The 14,786-nt window shown below is 67.5% G+C and carries 14 protein-coding genes; 4 read left to right on the top strand and 10 right to left on the bottom strand.

From position 1 onward, the window contains the following. The 3 genes from BG61_RS33390 to BG61_RS33380 form a co-directional block, all read right to left on the bottom strand. The coding region (locus BG61_RS33390) for an enoyl-CoA hydratase-related protein (RefSeq protein WP_035942647.1) at positions 1-516 on the bottom strand (516 nt) is incomplete at its 3' end. Positions 517-534: 18 nt separating this feature from the next. Next, complete coding sequence (locus BG61_RS33385) at positions 535-1,320, bottom strand: SDR family oxidoreductase (RefSeq protein WP_035928943.1); 786 nt, start codon at positions 1,318-1,320, stop codon at positions 535-537. A gap of 45 nt (positions 1,321-1,365) precedes the next feature. Then, positions 1,366-3,306 (bottom strand): AMP-binding protein, encoded by a 1,941-nt coding sequence (locus tag BG61_RS33380; protein ID WP_035928951.1) that lies wholly within the window; start codon positions 3,304-3,306, stop codon positions 1,366-1,368. A 368-nt stretch (positions 3,307-3,674) separates the two neighbouring features. Between BG61_RS33380 and BG61_RS33375 the strand changes: the two genes are divergently transcribed. The 3 genes from BG61_RS33375 (at position 3,675) to BG61_RS33365 (ending at position 8,178) form a co-directional block, all read left to right on the top strand. Continuing rightward, on the top strand, positions 3,675-5,015 hold the full coding sequence (locus BG61_RS33375; RefSeq protein ID WP_306434157.1) for an acetyl-CoA hydrolase/transferase family protein: 1,341 nt from the start codon (positions 3,675-3,677) through the stop codon (positions 5,013-5,015). Next, a complete protein-coding gene (locus tag BG61_RS33370; RefSeq protein WP_035928769.1) occupies positions 5,012-6,208 on the top strand; it encodes an acetyl-CoA C-acetyltransferase in 1,197 nt (398 codons plus the stop codon). The genes BG61_RS33375 and BG61_RS33370 overlap by 4 nt, the downstream gene beginning before the upstream one ends. 281 nt (positions 6,209-6,489) lie before the next feature. Beyond that, positions 6,490-8,178 carry an MFS transporter gene (locus BG61_RS33365; RefSeq protein WP_232256060.1) on the top strand — a complete coding sequence of 563 codons (1,689 nt, stop codon included), beginning with the start codon at positions 6,490-6,492 and terminating at the stop codon, positions 8,176-8,178. 108 nt (positions 8,179-8,286) lie between these two features. Here BG61_RS33365 and BG61_RS33360 read toward each other — a convergent pair whose 3' ends face one another. The 3 genes from BG61_RS33360 to BG61_RS33350 all read right to left on the bottom strand — a co-directional run bounded on the left by BG61_RS33360 (position 8,287) and on the right by BG61_RS33350 (position 10,487). Beyond that, entirely contained in the window at positions 8,287-9,081 is a 795-nt protein-coding gene (locus BG61_RS33360) for an IclR family transcriptional regulator (RefSeq protein WP_129572094.1), read from the bottom strand. 5 nt (positions 9,082-9,086) lie between these two features. Continuing rightward, positions 9,087-9,962 carry an IclR family transcriptional regulator gene (locus tag BG61_RS33355; RefSeq protein ID WP_035928773.1) on the bottom strand — a complete coding sequence of 292 codons (876 nt, stop codon included), beginning with the start codon at positions 9,960-9,962 and terminating at the stop codon, positions 9,087-9,089. A gap of 291 nt (positions 9,963-10,253) precedes the next feature. Further along, positions 10,254-10,487 (bottom strand): hypothetical protein, encoded by a 234-nt coding sequence (locus BG61_RS33350; protein WP_035928775.1) that lies wholly within the window; start codon positions 10,485-10,487, stop codon positions 10,254-10,256. Between the two features lie 347 nt (positions 10,488-10,834). On the opposite strand from BG61_RS33350, the gene BG61_RS33345 reads away from it, so the two are divergent. Further along, complete coding sequence (locus BG61_RS33345; RefSeq protein WP_035928960.1) at positions 10,835-11,116, top strand: hypothetical protein; 282 nt, start codon at positions 10,835-10,837, stop codon at positions 11,114-11,116. Between the two features lie 34 nt (positions 11,117-11,150). On the opposite strand, the gene BG61_RS33340 is transcribed toward BG61_RS33345, so the two are convergent. From BG61_RS33340 to BG61_RS33325, 4 genes are all read right to left on the bottom strand, one after another. Beyond that, positions 11,151-11,570, bottom strand: coding sequence for a hypothetical protein (locus BG61_RS33340; protein WP_152565260.1), 420 nt, complete (start codon positions 11,568-11,570; stop codon positions 11,151-11,153). Positions 11,571-11,579: 9 nt separating this feature from the next. Beyond that, the gene (locus tag BG61_RS33335) at positions 11,580-12,431 is read right to left on the bottom strand and encodes a condensation domain-containing protein (RefSeq protein WP_129572096.1); all 852 of its coding nucleotides are present in this window, start codon (positions 12,429-12,431) and stop codon (positions 11,580-11,582) included. 193 nt (positions 12,432-12,624) lie between these two features. Beyond that, positions 12,625-13,428 carry a 2,5-didehydrogluconate reductase DkgB gene (dkgB, locus tag BG61_RS33330; protein WP_035928782.1) on the bottom strand — a complete coding sequence of 268 codons (804 nt, stop codon included), beginning with the start codon at positions 13,426-13,428 and terminating at the stop codon, positions 12,625-12,627. A 35-nt stretch (positions 13,429-13,463) separates the two neighbouring features. Then, complete coding sequence (locus BG61_RS33325) at positions 13,464-14,672, bottom strand: MFS transporter (protein ID WP_035928784.1); 1,209 nt, start codon at positions 14,670-14,672, stop codon at positions 13,464-13,466. Positions 14,673-14,786 lie beyond the last annotated feature (114 nt).

Below are 14,786 nucleotides of genomic sequence, written 5' to 3'. Positions count from 1 at the left end.
CTTCGCCATGCCGCACAGGAGCGGCCACACGATGGCCGCGTGATCGCCCGCCGCGACGCCCAGGCGCGTGTGCCCGTCGACGAGCCGCGCCGTGCGCGCCGCCACCGACACGTCGGCAAGCAGGGCGGCCACCAGCCCCGCGCCCACCGCCGAGCCGTGAATGGCCGAGACGATCGGCTTCGAGCAGTTGACGATGTTGTAGACGAGGTCCTTGGCCTCGCGCCACACGCGGCTGCGTGCATCGAACGATTCGATCATCTCCTCGACCATCCCGAAGTCGCCGCCCGCCGAGAACGCGCGGCCCGCGCCGCGCAGCAGCACCGCGCTCACGGACGCGTCCGCGTCGACGTCGCGCCAGACCCGTGCAATCTCGTCGTGGCCGCGCGCATCGAGCGAGTTGAGCTTGTCGGGCCGGTTCAGCGTGATGCGCAGCACGCGAGGCGCGGGCCGGTCGAACGCGAGGCTCGTGTAGTTCGCGTACACCGCGGGATCGGGTGCGTTCCTTTGCTCTGACATGTGCTCTCCTGATGGGAATCAGCTGACCGAGCGACGCGACGTGATGCCGCCGTCCACGGTGAAAATCGTGCCGGACGTATACGCCGAGCGCTCCGACGCGAGATAGACGAACAGTCCCGCGATCTCGTCCACCGTGGCCGCGCGGCCGAGCGGGTAGCGCGCGAGCAGTTCGGTGTAGCGCGACGCGTCGCCGAGCAGTCCCGCCGCATGGCTTTTCAGCACCTTGCCGATGCGCTCGGTGTCCACCGGCCCGGGATTCACGCCGGCGACCCGCACGCCGTCGTCCGCGAGGCTGCGGCCGCCGAGCGCGCGCGTGAACGCCATCAGCGCCGCGTTGCCCGTCGTGCCCGCGATATAGTTGAAGTCGAAGTTCTCGCCGCCGTTGCCGATGTTGTTCAAAATCACGCCGCCGCCGCGCGCGGCCATCACCGGATAGATCGCGCGCGTGAGATTGATGTAGCCGAACACCTTCAGTTCCCAGCCCGCGCGCCACTGCGCTTCGTCCACGTCCCACAGGTCGCCGCCGGGGATATTGCCCGCGTTGTTCACGAGCACGTCGATGTCCGAGCCGAACTCCGCGACGCGCGCGACGGCGCCGGGCGCGGTCATGTCGATGGCGAGCAGCTTCGCCTCCACGCCCGATTCGCCGGCCGCGCGCCGCGCGATCGCGGCAAGCCTCTCCTCCGAGCGCGCGACGAGCCTCAGGTTGCAGCCCTCTTGCGCGAACGCCATCGCGAGCCCTTCGCCGATGCCCTGCGACGCCCCCGTGATCAGCACGGTCGTGCCCTTCAGATTCAGTTCCATGTCCGGCTCCTCAAGCCTGTGCGTGACCGTATGCGTGTGCGGCACTCACCGCGCCGCGGCAAGGCGGATCTCGTCGAGCGCGGCCGGGTTGTCGAGCGCCGACAGGTCGCCCGCGGGCAGGCCGCTGTAGACGCTGCGAATCACGCGCCGCATGATTTTCGAGCTGCGCGTTTTCGGCAGTTGCGTGACGGCGTGGACGACGCCCGGCCTGAACGGCCGGCCGAGCCGCACGTCGATGTGAGCGCACACCGCGCGCTGTAGCTCGTCCGCCTCGCCGCGCCACCCGGGCGCGGGAACCAGAAACACCACGAGCTTTTGCCCCTTCACCGGATCGTCCACGCCGATCGCGGCAGCTTCCGCTATCGCGGGCAGTTCGAGCAGCACTTCTTCGATCTCCGCCGGCCCCACGCGCTTGCCGGCGAGCTTGATCGTGTCGTCGGAGCGCCCGAGCAGGAAATACGTGCCGTCCTCGCGGCGCAGCGCCAGGTCGCCGTGCACCCACATGCCGGGAATCGTGCGCCAGTACGAATCGAGGTATCGCTCGTCGTCCTGCCAGAACGAATGCGTCATGCCGACGAATGGCCTGCGAATGGCCAGTTCGCCGACGCTGCCGAGCACCGTCTCGCCATGCACGTCGACGACATCCACGGCCACCGACGGCGACGCCGTGTTGAAGCCGCCCGGGCTGATCGGCCTGACGACCACGCTCGACAGCAGCGCGCCCGAGACTTCGGTGCCGCCGGTGTAGTTGATCACCGGGCGGCGGCCGCCGCCGAACGCCTTCTGAAACCAGCTGAAATGCTCGGGGTCGATGCCCTCGCCCGCCGTGATCAGCAGGCGCACGCTCGACACGTCGCCCTGCGCCGCGAGCGCGGCGTTCGCCGCGAGGCCGCGGATCAGCGTCGGCGCCGAGCCGAAATGCGTGATGCGATGCCGCTCGATCAGGCGCGACATGCGCGACCAGTCCGGAAAATCCGGCGCGCCGTCGTAGCACACCAGCGTCGCGCCGCGCATGAGCGCGCTCGACATGACAAGCGAGCCCGCGATCCAGCCCATGTCGGCGGGCCAGCAGAACACGTCGCCGCGGCGCACGTCGAAATGCACGGCCGCGTCGTGCGCGATCTTGAGCGGAAAGCCGCCGTGCGTGTGGACCGCGCCCTTCGGCTTGCCCGTGGTGCCCGACGTGTAGATCACCATGAACGGATCGTCCGGCGACATCGATTCGGGCTCGCCCTCGGGCCGCGTGCGGGCGAGCGTCTGCCAGTCGAGCACGCGTGCGTGGAAATCGATCGGCTCGTTCGCGTGCTTCCAGATGACGGTTTCGACGGCTGGCACGCGGGTGAGCGCTTCGTCGACGAGCTTGCGCGTGTCGACCCGTTTGCCGCGGCGATGGAACCCCGTGGTCGCGACGAGCGCGCGCGCCGAGCACGACGAGAGCCGCGAGACGATCGCATCGACGCCGAAGCCGCTGAAAAGCGGCACTACGATTGCGCCGCTCCACGCGATGGCGAGCAGCGTGACCGTTGCCTCGATGCCGTTTTCCATCAGGAGGCCCACCCGGTCGCCGCGCTGGATGCCCTGCGCCTTCAGGCCCGTCGCGAATGCGGCCACGCGCGTCGCGAGGTCCGCGAAGGTGACGCGCACGATCGTGCCGTCCTCGCGTTCGGCCACGACCGCGTCATGCTGCGCGAGTTCGGGATCGCCCGCCCACTGGAGCACCGACTTCACCCAGTTGAGCCGTCCGCCCACGAACCACTTCGGAAACTCGGACCCCGCCTGCGTATCCAGATAGGTGCGATAGCCGGTGTCCCAGACCACGCCGCAGAAATCGAGCACGGCTTGCCAGTACACCTCCGGCTGCGCGTTCGACACGGCCAGCAGCGCATCGTAGCTCCCGACGCCCAGCCGCTCCATCAACGCGTTCACGTTCGACGAGGCGATATCGTCGGGCGTCGGTTGCCATGCATTGCTCAGGTAGTCACTCATCGACATTCCACGTGAAGAGAAATTCTTTCGATCGATCAGACGAGACGCCGCGATAGCGGCGCTTCCCTGCCTTCGCGATCCTCGCCAGGCGATCCACACGATACGGCTGCCTGCTGTTTTTCATCGTGAGTGGTACGCATGGTCAAGTCAATGCGCCATCCGTGCGCGTTCCGTACTTCGGAAGCTGTCATATGCGCTTCATGCAGCGCTACGTCGGCGGTATCACGCATACGCCGCATGGCGCCCGGACGCGCCCGTTTTCGATGTACGGAATGTTTCGGATGCCTGCGTTGACGCGAGAGACGCATCGACATCATTGTGAATGGGCCGGCGAAAGGAGAAGCCCACGCCGTGCATCACAGGAGACCTTGCATGAGCGCAGACACGACGACCCGGCCGGGCGCGACACGAGGCGGCGCATCATGACGCGCCGCGTGCACGCCGACGCGTTCGACGCGGCGCAGTGGGTCCGCCCGGGCGACACGGTCGCATGGGGCCAGTGCGCCGCCGAACCGGTGACGCTCACGCGCGCACTGATGGCGCAGCGCCATGCAATCGGCCAACGCTTCGCGGTGTTCGCCGGCGCGACCTGGACCGACACGTTGCAGCCTGCGTTCGCGGACGCCGTCGATTTCCGCTCCTACTGCGGCACGGCGAACAACCGTCATCTGTCGGAGGCGGGTGTGCTCGACATCCTGCCGCTGCACTACTCGGCGCTCGAACACGCGCTCGCAGACGGACCGGCGCGTGTCGATGTCCTCTTCCTTCAAGTCGCCCCGCCCGACGAACACGGGCGCTACAGCCTCTCGGTCAGTCACGAATACCTCGTGCCGCTCGTCGATACGGCGCGCGTGGTGATCGCGGAAGTCAACGATCAGGCTCCCTGGACATACGGTGCGCGTCCGCTCGATGCAGACGATTTCGACGTGATCGTCGAGACGTCGCGGCCATTGCCCGATGCGCCGCGCACGAAAGCGGGACCGGTCGAGCGTGCGATCGCGGGCCACGTCGCGGCACTGCTCGACGATGGCGCGACGATCCAGTGCGGCATCGGCGCGCTGCCCGAGACCGTGCTCGCGGGCCTCGCCGTGCATCGCGATCTCGGCATCCATAGCGGCGCGATCGGCGACACGGTCGCGGACCTGATGCAGCGCGGCGTGGTCACCAACGCGCGCAAGACGATCGATCGTGGCGTGACGATCGCCGGAACGATGATGGGGTCCTCCGTCATTCATCGCTTCGCGCATCGCAATGCCTCGATCGCGTTTCGCGCGACCGGCTACACGCACGACCCGGCCGTGCTCGCGCAGATCGACCAGTTCGTCGCGATCAATGCAGCGATCGAAGTCGATCTGACGGGCCAGATCAATGCCGAAAGCGCGGGCGGCCGCTATCTGGGCGCGGTCGGCGGCGCGCTCGATTTCATGCGCGGCGCGCGGCGCTCGCGCGGCGGGTTGCCGATCGTGGTGCTGCCCTCGCGCGCGGGCACGAAGAGCCGCATCGTCGCGCGCATCGACGGCCCGGTCAGCACGCCGCGCAGCGACACCGCGATCGTCGTGACCGAATACGGCGCGGCCGATCTGCGCGGCCTCACCGTATCGAAACGCATCGAAGCCCTGCTTGCGATCGCCCATCCGGACGACCGCGACGACCTCGCACGTGCGGCCGAAGGCGCCGCACTCCGACAGACCCACAAGGAGATTTCATGAGACGAGCCGCCATCGTGGCGCCCGTGCGCACCGCCGTCGGCACCTTCGGGGGCAGCCTGCGCGATGTTCCTGTCGAGACGCTGACGACTGCCGTCATCGAAGCCGTGCTCGCGCGCACGCGCATCGACCCGGGCCGCATCGACGACGTCGTGTTCGCGCAATCCTATGCCAATAGCGAGACGCCGTGCATCGGACGCTGGGCAGCGCTCCACGCGGGGCTGCCGGTCAGCGTGCCGGGCCTGCAGATCGACCGCCGCTGCGGAAGCGGGCTGCAATCGGTCGTGACGGCCGCGATGATGGTCCAGAGCGGCGCCGCCGACGTCGTGCTGGCGGGCGGCGTAGAGAGCATGAGCAACATCGAGTACTACTCGACCGACATGCGCTGGGGCAAGCGATCGGGCTCGGTGCGCTTTCACGACCGGCTGGAGCGCGGGCGCGAACGATCGCAGCCCGAGGCGCGCTTCGGCTACATCTCGGGCATGGTGGAGACGGCCGAGCATCTCGCGCGCGACTACGGCATCACGCGCGCCGAGGCCGACGCCTACGCCGCGCGCAGCCACCAGCGCGCGGCCGCCGCGTGGGAAGGCGGCAGGTTCGACGACGAAGTGGTGCCGCTTGCCGTGCCGCAGAAAAAGGGCGAGCCGCTCGTGTTCACACGCGACGAAGGCATTCGCGCCGGCACGACCGTCGATACGCTCGCGAAGCTCAAGCCGCTCATGAACGACGGCACCGTCACGGCGGGCAACGCGAGCCAGCAGAACGACGCGGCGGCGGCCTGCCTGATCGTCGCGGAAGACAAGCTCGATGAACTCGAGCTCGCCCCGCTCGGCTATCTGGCCGGCTGGGCGGCGGCGGGGTGCGAGCCGTCGCGCATGGGCATCGGTCCCGTGCCGGCCGTCGAGCGCCTCTTCGCGCGCACCGGCTTCACGTTCGATCGCATCGATCTCGTCGAACTCAACGAAGCATTCGCCGCGCAGGTGCTCGCCGTACTGAAGGGCTGGCAATGGAACGATCCCGAACGGCTCAACGTGAACGGCTCGGGCATCTCGCTCGGACACCCGATCGGCGCGACCGGCGTGCGCATGCTCGCCACGCTGCTGCACGAACTGCGCCGCCGCGGTGCGCGCTACGGGCTGGAAGCGATGTGCATCGGCGGCGGCCAGGGCATGGCCGCGATCTTCGAAAGCGCGTGACATCGCACGCATTCGGCAACAGCAAAGGAGATGAAGCAATGAAGATTCTCGTCCCGGCCGAACGGGTGACCGGCTTCAGCGTGACGGCAAGCATGAAGCCGGACGGCAGCCGCGCGCACCTGTTCGATGCGGTTCCCGCACTCGTCAGCGAGTTGTGACATGCGAACGGAGCCCGTGCCCCGCCGCAACGATGCATCGAAGTGCACGCGTGCCGCCAATGGCACGCATACCCGACCTATCACGGCGCCGCAGAAGCGCCCGTCATGAATCCGGAGACAACCATGAGCAATCCCGCAGGCCTCGAAACCACGATGGATGCCGCTGAGGAAGTAGCCGCGCCGATGTCGCGCGCGATCTGGGCGGCGTCGATCGGCACCGCCTTCGAGTGGTATGAATTCGCGCTGTACGGGTCGCTCGCGACCGTGCTCGCCGCGAAGTTCTTTTCGGGCGTCGATCCCGCGACGGCCTTCATCTTTGCGCTGCTCACGTTCGCCGTGGGCTTCATGATGCGCCCGCTCGGCGCGCTGATCTTCGGGCGCATCGGCGACATGATCGGCCGCAAGCGCACATTCGTCGTGACGATCTGCATGATGGGCGTGGCAACCGTCGGCGTCGGCTGCCTGCCGACGTATGCGAGCATCGGCATCGCCGCGCCGATCGTGCTCATCATGCTGCGCATCCTGCAAGGCCTCGCGGCAGGCGGCGAATACACCGGGGCGCTGACCTACGTCGCCGAATATTCGCCGGGACGCCGGCGCGGGCTGAACATGTCGTGGACCACCGCCGCGACGACCGCGGGCCTGCTGCTCTCGTTCCTCGTGATCCTCGCGGCACGCCAGGTATCCGGCGACGCGTTCGACGCCTGGGGCTGGCGGCTGCCCTTCATCGCCTCGCTGGTGATGCTCGCGATTTCCCTCGCGATGCGCCTGCGCATGGAGGAATCGCCCGCGTTCCGCAAACTGCGGCGCGACAAGCGGCTCTCGAAGTCGCCGATCCGGGAGACGTTTCTCGACGCGGCGAACTTTCGCCGGCTCGCCGTCGCGTTCGCGCTGTGCGCGGGCATGACGTCGATGTACTACATGGCCGCGCTCTACCCGACGTTCTTCCTCACGCAGACGCTCAAGGTCGACCCGAAGACGGTCAACACCGTCGTGCTCTTCGCGACCGCCGTCTGCCTGCCGGTGTTTCCGCTGTCGGGCTGGCTGTGCGACCGCATCGGGCGCAAGCCGGCGCTCTTGATCGGCTTCGTGCTGACGGCCGTGCTGGTGTTCCCCGTGTTTCGCGGCTTCGCGCATTTCGCCAATCCGGCGCTGTCGGTGGCGCAGGCGAACGCGCCGGTCACGGTCGAGACGGACCTCTCCGGCTGCTCGCTGATGTTCAATCCGCTCGGCACGCGGCGCTTCACGTCGCCGTGCGACACGGCCAAGCAGGCGCTGGCATCGGCGGGCGTGAGCTACAGCCTCGTCGCATCGCGCGAGACGAACGCGGGACCGGCGCCCGGCGCCACGATCCGCGTGGGCGAGAGCAAGCTTGCCGCATTCGATGCGGGCACGCTGTCGGACGCGGACGCAAAGGCGCGCGCCACGCTCTTCGCCAAAGAGCTGCGCGAAGTGCTGGGCGCGAACGGCTATCCCGCACGAAGCGATCCGGAGACGTTCAACACGCCGATGGTCTTTCTGCTGATGGTGGTCTTCTTCGCGTCCTCGATACTCACCGTGATGACGATCGGCCCGGCGCTCGTCGAAATGTTCCCGACGCGTATCCGCTATACGTCGATGTCCGTGCCGTACAACCTCGCGACCGGCTGGGTCGGCGGGCTGCTGCCGACCTTCGTGTTCGCGATCTCGGCGCAGACCGGAAATATCTATTCGGGCCTCTGGTATCCGCTCGCATGGACTGTCGTTTCGCTGATCGTGCTCGTGCTCTTCTTCCGCGAAACACGTGACGTCGACATCATGGCCGACTGTTGATCGCCGCGCGCCCCGCAACCCGGGCTGCGCAAGGAAAACGGCCGGGCGGCGTCATGCCGCTCCGGCCGTTCTGGTTTCTCCGCTCGCATGCGGCCCGCCGATTGCGCGTCAGGGCTCGCCCTCGATATCGGCCAGCAACGCCGTAAGCTGCACCGCCGCAGCCTTCAGTTCCGGCACGACGCGCTTGCGGATCGCGGCGCTATCCAGTTCCAGCTCGACCGCGCCGCAACTGAGCGTCATCAGCGTGCGCGAGCGCCCCACTTCGATCGGCAGCGCGATGCCGTAGGCGTTGCGCTGGTATTCGCCAACGGACATGCACACGCCGGTTTCCCTCAGGTCGTCGAAGGCGGCGTCGATGCCCTTCTGGACCGCCCTCGCATTCGGTCCCGCAGCTTCCTTGATCGCGGTGATGAAGGTGCGCCGGGCCACCGGGGCGAGCCCATACAGATACGCGCGGCCGACCGACGTCGTGCCCATCGGCAGCAGCGAGCCGATGCCGAGACGCAGCGTGGCGATCTTCGCGCTCGTCCGGTAGCCGATGTAGAGCATGTCGAGATGATCCGCGACCGCGAGCGCAACGGAAAGGTCGAGCTTGTCCGCGACCTTCTGCATGAACGGATGCGCCGTGCGCATGACCGGGCTGGCTTCGAGGAACGCATGGCCGATGCTCAGTGCGCCGGTCGCGAGTTCGAACTGCCGTCCGCCCGCGACGCGCCGCAGAAAGCCGATGCGGATCAGCGTGCTCGTCAGGCGCGAAACCGTCGCCTTCGAGAGACCTGTCCTCCGAACGAGTTCCGCGTTCGAGAGCGGCGCACGCTCGGCGCGAAACGCGCGCAGCACGTCGAGGCCGCGCTCGACGGTCATCGTCACGCTGACGGCGTCGTTCATGTCGGGGGTTGCCATGTTCGTCATTCGTCGAAGAGAGCCTGCTCCTGAAGCGCGAGCGCGGCGGCCACGAGCCGTGGCCCCAGCTCGCGCTGCACGCGCGCGCGCCCCATGCGGGCGCTCCTGCCAATGCAGGCGAGAACGAACGGCGTGTGATCCGGAATCGTCAGCGGCGCGGCGACGATCGCGAGTTCAGGCTCCCATTCGCCGAGGGACATGCAAAAGCCTGTTTCGTGCACCTGCGAAATGCCTTCGCTCATACGCCGGCGCAGATGCGGCCAGTCGCGCCCCGCCTTTCGCTCCACGTTGCCGAGCAGGTAGAACCGCTCCAGTTCCGGCAGGGCGGCGAGCAGGGCCCAGCCCATCGGAGACGAAGCGATCCCGAGCCGCGTGCCGACGGCAAGCTTGAGATCGATCGACGCCTCGCGGCTCGCGCACGTCTCGAGAACGATCAGGTCCAACCGGTCCCTCGACGCGAGGACCACATAGGTTTCGTTTTTGTCGGCGAACGCCTGCATCTCCAGCCGCGCGAGACGCTGAACGCTGGAATGCGCGATTGCCGCGTATCCCAGTGACAGGACCGTGGCGGCGAGCCGGTACTTGCGGCGCTCGGGCGCATGGCGCAGATAGCCGAGCGCGACGAGCGAGCGCAGCATGCGGGACACCGTCGGCGCGGGAATGCCGGTCTCGAGCGCGATCTCCTGATTGCCGAGCCAGGGCTCCTGCGGAGTGAACGCGGACAGGATCGAAAGCGCGCGGGCGAGCGGCATGACCGTCGGCCCCGCGCTCGCGCCGGTGCGCTTGCGCGGCGTCGCGCTCTCCGTGTGTACGGCAGGCGGTGAAGCCTCCGCCGCCCGGGTCGTGGCGGACGCCAAGGCGGGCGGCGGCAACCGAGTCATGAGACGCTCCGGATAGGCGGCGCTCCGTACCCCAGCGCCTCGCCGGATTAGACGGCATGCACAGGCGTGGCGTCAACCCGCGTCATCCGGTTGTTCCGTACTCTGGAATATGCGTTTCGCGCGCGGCGACGGCTGTTTCGACCGTCGCCTGAAGAAGATGCCGGGGTATGTCCCGCCTATTTTCCTGCATAGGGCGCGGCGATGTCCGCCGCGCCTTGTGATGGGCTCGCGTGCAAAGTACGGAACGCCATCGTGTGCGCGCATCCGGCAAGGCATGCGCGCGTGGAGCGCTTACTCCGTTTCGCAGTTCGGGCTCGGCACCGGACGGCCGTCCACCGAGGCCTTGCCGAACTCGATCGCGAACGAAGCCGCCGCATCCGGCGACTGGAACCGGCCGAGCGGTCCGATTGCCCGGCGCACGCCGTTGGGCTTTTCGACCAGCAAGGTCGCTGAGAAAAAATCCGTTGCGCGTGTGACGATCGGCGTCAGTCCCCACCCCCGGTACTCAATCGGCATAGCATCCATTATGTGTTCTCCCTTCCGGTGCGCCAGGAAATCAATGTAGAGGAAAGACCTGCGCGGCGTAACCCCACTTTTGTACGCCGGACAACGGATTGGAGAAGGAAAGCGCGAGCGCTGCGACGCCGTGCGCGCATTGAAGCCATTCTGCGAGGCACTCACGCGCTGTGCGGCGTTCCCCCCCGAACGGCAACGCTCGTGATGAGGGTTGTCCGCGCAATCACAACGGCTATAACTTAAGGATCGGGCCTGCGCTCCCGTGCGCAACAATGTACGAGACGCCGCCACCGCGGCGGGAAGCCGGAGACGCACGTTCCCGCCTGCCTACCATGTACACGCTGAAGGAGTTGAGCATGAAAGCGAGACACATCGCGACGGCCATTGCCGCCGGACTATTCACGATCGCGGGCGCGGCGCAGGCACAGATGCCCGCCGAAGCGCAGCAACTCGTGCAGACCATGCGGCCGATACAGAGCATTCATCCGGCCTCCGCGCAGACGGTCGATACCGCGCGGGCCGCATCGGTGGACGATTCCTCCTACGGCGGCATGCCTGCCACTCGAAGCGATGCCGCACAGGGTCCCCGGCAGTCGACCTGCACGGCGCCCCAGTGCGGGATCTTCTTCGGGCAGTAACCGTCGCGTTCGCTCGCGCACGCACGCGACGTGATCACTCGCATGCCTGCGCGAGCTTTTCCCGCAACGGTTCGAGAATGGATAGCATGACCTTCGGACTCGTTTGAACGATGCGCAGGCGCCCATCGAAGCTCGCCGCGCCGAAGACGCGCTCATGTACGAATCGTCCCTGTACGGCCGTGCCCCAGACCGCCTTCAGGCGAAGCGCTCCGACTTGTGCCGGTATCGGAAGCGCGCCGAGATTGGACAGCACCGCGTCGTACTGGAACGCGCCGAAATAGCCGCACGCAAGCTGGCTGTCGCCTCGCTTCGGCACGCACGCCTCCATTGCGGCAAAGCTCCGGATCACGCCTTCGCTCGAACGGGCCGCCACAACGGCTGCATTCGTTCGGCGCGCGAGTGCCCAGAAGTCGCCGGCTTCGTGGAGTGCATACGTGGTCGCGGCCGCGCGCACCAGCAATCCTCAATCGCGATCCGCTGTCCTGACGAGCGGCCTGCAATTGATTGCGCTCAGAATCGCGCACGTCTCGCGGCCCCGGTCCGCCTCCGCGACGCACTGAACGAGCGCCGCGCACAGCGCGCCATTCAACGTCGTCGCGTTCTCGCGGCTGCGGCGCCGAAGACGCGCGCTGAACGGCGCGTCGAATTCGATCGTGTGCACGAGCGGCGTGTCGCCCTCGAAGGGGCGCCAGAGCGGCGCATCGGCGATGGTCCGCAATCTGCGCTCGTCGAGGCCATCGGGCATTTCCGGATCGATCGTTCGTCCTCCGGGCAGCAGAACGTCCGCGACGAGTCGCTCCTGTGACGGCAGCTCGGGCAGCCGCACGAGCGGCCGCCCGTCGAGCGCCTCCATCAGATCCTGGACGATGAATACCGCCGACATGCCATCGGAAAGGACATGATGCGACGTGAGCACGATCGAGGCGCCATGCGCTCCGTACATGACCATGGCGCGCATGAGCGGCCCTTCGCTGTCCGCAAAGGGCGTGGCCAGTTCGCGTTCCACCACGCGCCGCCAGTCCGGCTCCTCATCGACCGATGAGAACCCGACCTTCAACGGCCGATCGCACCGGTAGATGCCGGGGCCGCGCTGCGGGTCGTCCCGCACGCATACCGACAGCATCGGATGCCCTGCCTGAACCGCATCGAATGCGGCCCGGCACTTCGCCGGATCGATCGTGCCCTCGATCTCCGCGACGACGCAGAAATGCCGCGGGTGCTCGCTTGCATAGAAATGCAAAATCCTTTCCATCGCGCCGAGGTCGCGGACAAAACCGGGTTCTTCGCGCACACCGGGTCCCGGGGGTGTCGGCATGATCCCTCCTCATCGAATGAACGTCGACAGTGAGCGGCACGGCAGCGATGCTTGCGCCGGATCAACCGGCGTCACGTCGTGCCATTCATGAAAACAACCGGGACTGGCGTCTATTCCCTCGGGACGGTTCATGCAAATCGCGGGACACATCAGGGCACAGGCGACATCGACAATGCCGCCGCACTCGCCCGGCTCAGTCCCAGACCGGCGCGAGGCCTTGCGGGCTCGTGAGGCGCTCGCCGCGATCCAGCGCGGCGATGCGCGCGAGTTCATCGGCGGAAAGACGCAGCGTGCGCGCGGCAAGATTGCTTTCGAGGTTCGCGCGCTTCGTCGACGATGGAATCACCGCGTAGCCGAGCTGCATCGCCCAGGCGAGCGCAACCTGCGCGGGCGTGGCGCCGCGCTCGCTCGCGATCGCCTGGATCACCGGGTCCTTGAGCGCGTTGCCGTAGGCAAGCGTCATGTAAGACGTGATGTGGATCCCATGGCTCGCCGCGAACGCCGCCACCTTTCGGTTCTGCAGGAACGGGCTCAACTCGATCTGGTTGGTCGCGATCTCCTTCGCTCCGACCGCGTCGATCGCGCGCTGCATCAGGCCGATCGTGAAGTTCGACACGCCGATCTGCTTCGTGAGGCCTTGCGCCTTCGCCTCGGCGAGCGCAGTCATGAATTCGGCGACCGGCACGGCGTCGCCCGGCGACGGCCAGTGGATCAGCGTCAGGTCGACGCTCTCGGTGCGCAGCTTCGCGAGGCTTTCTTTCAGGCTCGGAATCAGGCGCGCGCGCGACAGGTTCTCTGTCCAGATCTTCGTCGTGACGAAGATCGCTTCGCGCGGGATGCCGCTTGCCTCGATCGCCTGCCCGACCTCCGCTTCGTTGCCGTAGATCTGCGCGGTATCGATCGCGCGATAGCCCGCTTCGAGGCCGTTGCGCACGGAATCGATGACGGTTTGCCCGGTCAGCCGGAAGGTGCCGAGACCCAGTGCGGGAATGCTCATGGTGATGCTCCTTGTTGAAATCGAAAGATCAAAAATCAGCGGCCGCCAGCTGCGGCGACGCCCTGATCGAGCGCAGGCGCGCGCATGTCGCGACGGTCGAGCCAGCCGCTCAGCACCGTGAGCGCAAATGCGACCGCCACGATCGCCGCGCCGATCCACGGCGCGTGAACGAGCCCGAGATGCTCGACGACCTGCCCGCCCGCCGCCGACCCGCCCGCCACGCCCAGATTGAAGGCGGCGATGTTGAGCCCGGACGCGACGTTCGCCGACCCCGGCGCGAAGCGCTCCGCCTGCCTGACGACGTAGACCTGCAACGCCGGCACGTTGCCGAACGCGACCGCGCCCCATGCCAGCACCGTCAGCAGCACGAGCGGTCTGGACGGCGCGGTGAACGTGAGCGCGAGCAGCACGAGCGCGAGCAGGCCGAAGATCAGCTTGAGCGCGGCGACGGGCCCGCGCGTGTCAGCGAGCCTGCCGCCCCAGACATTGCCGAACGCGACCGAGATGCCGTAGAGCAGCAGCACGACGCCGACAAACGACGCGCTGAAACCCGACACCTGCTCGAGGATCGGCGCGAGATAGGTGAACGCGACGAGCGAGCCGCCGTAGCCCACGGCGGTCATCGCGTAGACGAGCAGCAGGCGCGGCTCGACGAGCACCCGCAGTTGCCTCGCGAGCGGCGCGGGCGGTGCATGCTCGATGTGGCGCGGCACGAACAGCAGCGCGCCGGCGAGCGCCACGACGCCGAAGCCCGCGACGATCAGGAACGTCGCGCGCCAGCCGAAATGCTGGCCGACGAACGTCCCGAGCGGAATGCCGGTGACGAACGCGACCGTCATGCCGCTGAACATCGTCGCGATCGCGCGGGCGGCCTTTTCCCTGGGCACGAGACTCGTCGCGATGATCGAGCCGACCGAGAAGAACACGCCGTGCGCGAGGCCGGTCAGCACGCGCGCGGCAATCAGCGTACCGTAGCCCGGCGCCCACCACGCGATCAGGTTGCCGAGCGTGAAAAGCGCCATCAGCGCGACGAGCAGTGGCTTGCGCGGCACCTTGCCGGTGAGCGCGGTCAGCACCGGCGCGCCGACCGCGACGGCAAGCGCGTACAGGCTTACCAGCAGGCCGGCCGAGGGCAGTCCGACATGCAGGTTGTCCGCGATGGTCGGGATGAGCCCGACGATCACGAACTCCGTGGTTCCGATGGCGAATGCGCTGATCGTCAGCGCGAGAAGGGCAAGAGGCATGGGTGCGGCTCCGACACGTATTTGCGATGCATGCAAGTGTCGGCGCTGCGGACTTTCTCAAAAACCCCGCGCAAAGCAGAAGACTCTTGACTCTCAGTCAAGAGTCGCCGCGCA

The organism is Caballeronia glathei (assembly GCF_000698595.1).
GTDB lineage: Bacteria > Pseudomonadota > Gammaproteobacteria > Burkholderiales > Burkholderiaceae > Caballeronia > Caballeronia glathei.
The sequence above is the reverse complement of the archived record's forward strand: the minus strand, read 5'-3'. Positions and strand labels throughout refer to the sequence as shown.

Excerpts from the sequence above, each read along its gene's own strand:
- BG61_RS33385 (WP_035928943.1), bottom strand. The coding sequence starts at position 1,320 with ATGGAACTGAATCTGAAGGGCACGACCGTGCTGATCACGGGGGCGTCG.
- BG61_RS33380 (WP_035928951.1), bottom strand. The coding sequence starts at position 3,306 with ATGAGTGACTACCTGAGCAATGCATGGCAACCGACGCCCGACGATATC.
- BG61_RS33370 (WP_035928769.1), top strand. The coding sequence starts at position 5,012 with ATGAGACGAGCCGCCATCGTGGCGCCCGTGCGCACCGCCGTCGGCACC.
- BG61_RS33365 (WP_232256060.1), top strand. The coding sequence starts at position 6,490 with ATGAGCAATCCCGCAGGCCTCGAAACCACGATGGATGCCGCTGAGGAA.
- BG61_RS33360 (WP_129572094.1), bottom strand. The coding sequence starts at position 9,081 with ATGGCAACCCCCGACATGAACGACGCCGTCAGCGTGACGATGACCGTC.
- BG61_RS33355 (WP_035928773.1), bottom strand. The coding sequence starts at position 9,962 with ATGACTCGGTTGCCGCCGCCCGCCTTGGCGTCCGCCACGACCCGGGCG.
- BG61_RS33350 (WP_035928775.1), bottom strand. The coding sequence starts at position 10,487 with ATGGATGCTATGCCGATTGAGTACCGGGGGTGGGGACTGACGCCGATC.
- BG61_RS33345 (WP_035928960.1), top strand. The coding sequence starts at position 10,835 with ATGAAAGCGAGACACATCGCGACGGCCATTGCCGCCGGACTATTCACG.
- BG61_RS33335 (WP_129572096.1), bottom strand. The coding sequence starts at position 12,431 with ATGCCGACACCCCCGGGACCCGGTGTGCGCGAAGAACCCGGTTTTGTC.
- dkgB (WP_035928782.1), bottom strand. The coding sequence starts at position 13,428 with ATGAGCATTCCCGCACTGGGTCTCGGCACCTTCCGGCTGACCGGGCAA.
- BG61_RS33325 (WP_035928784.1), bottom strand. The coding sequence starts at position 14,672 with ATGCCTCTTGCCCTTCTCGCGCTGACGATCAGCGCATTCGCCATCGGA.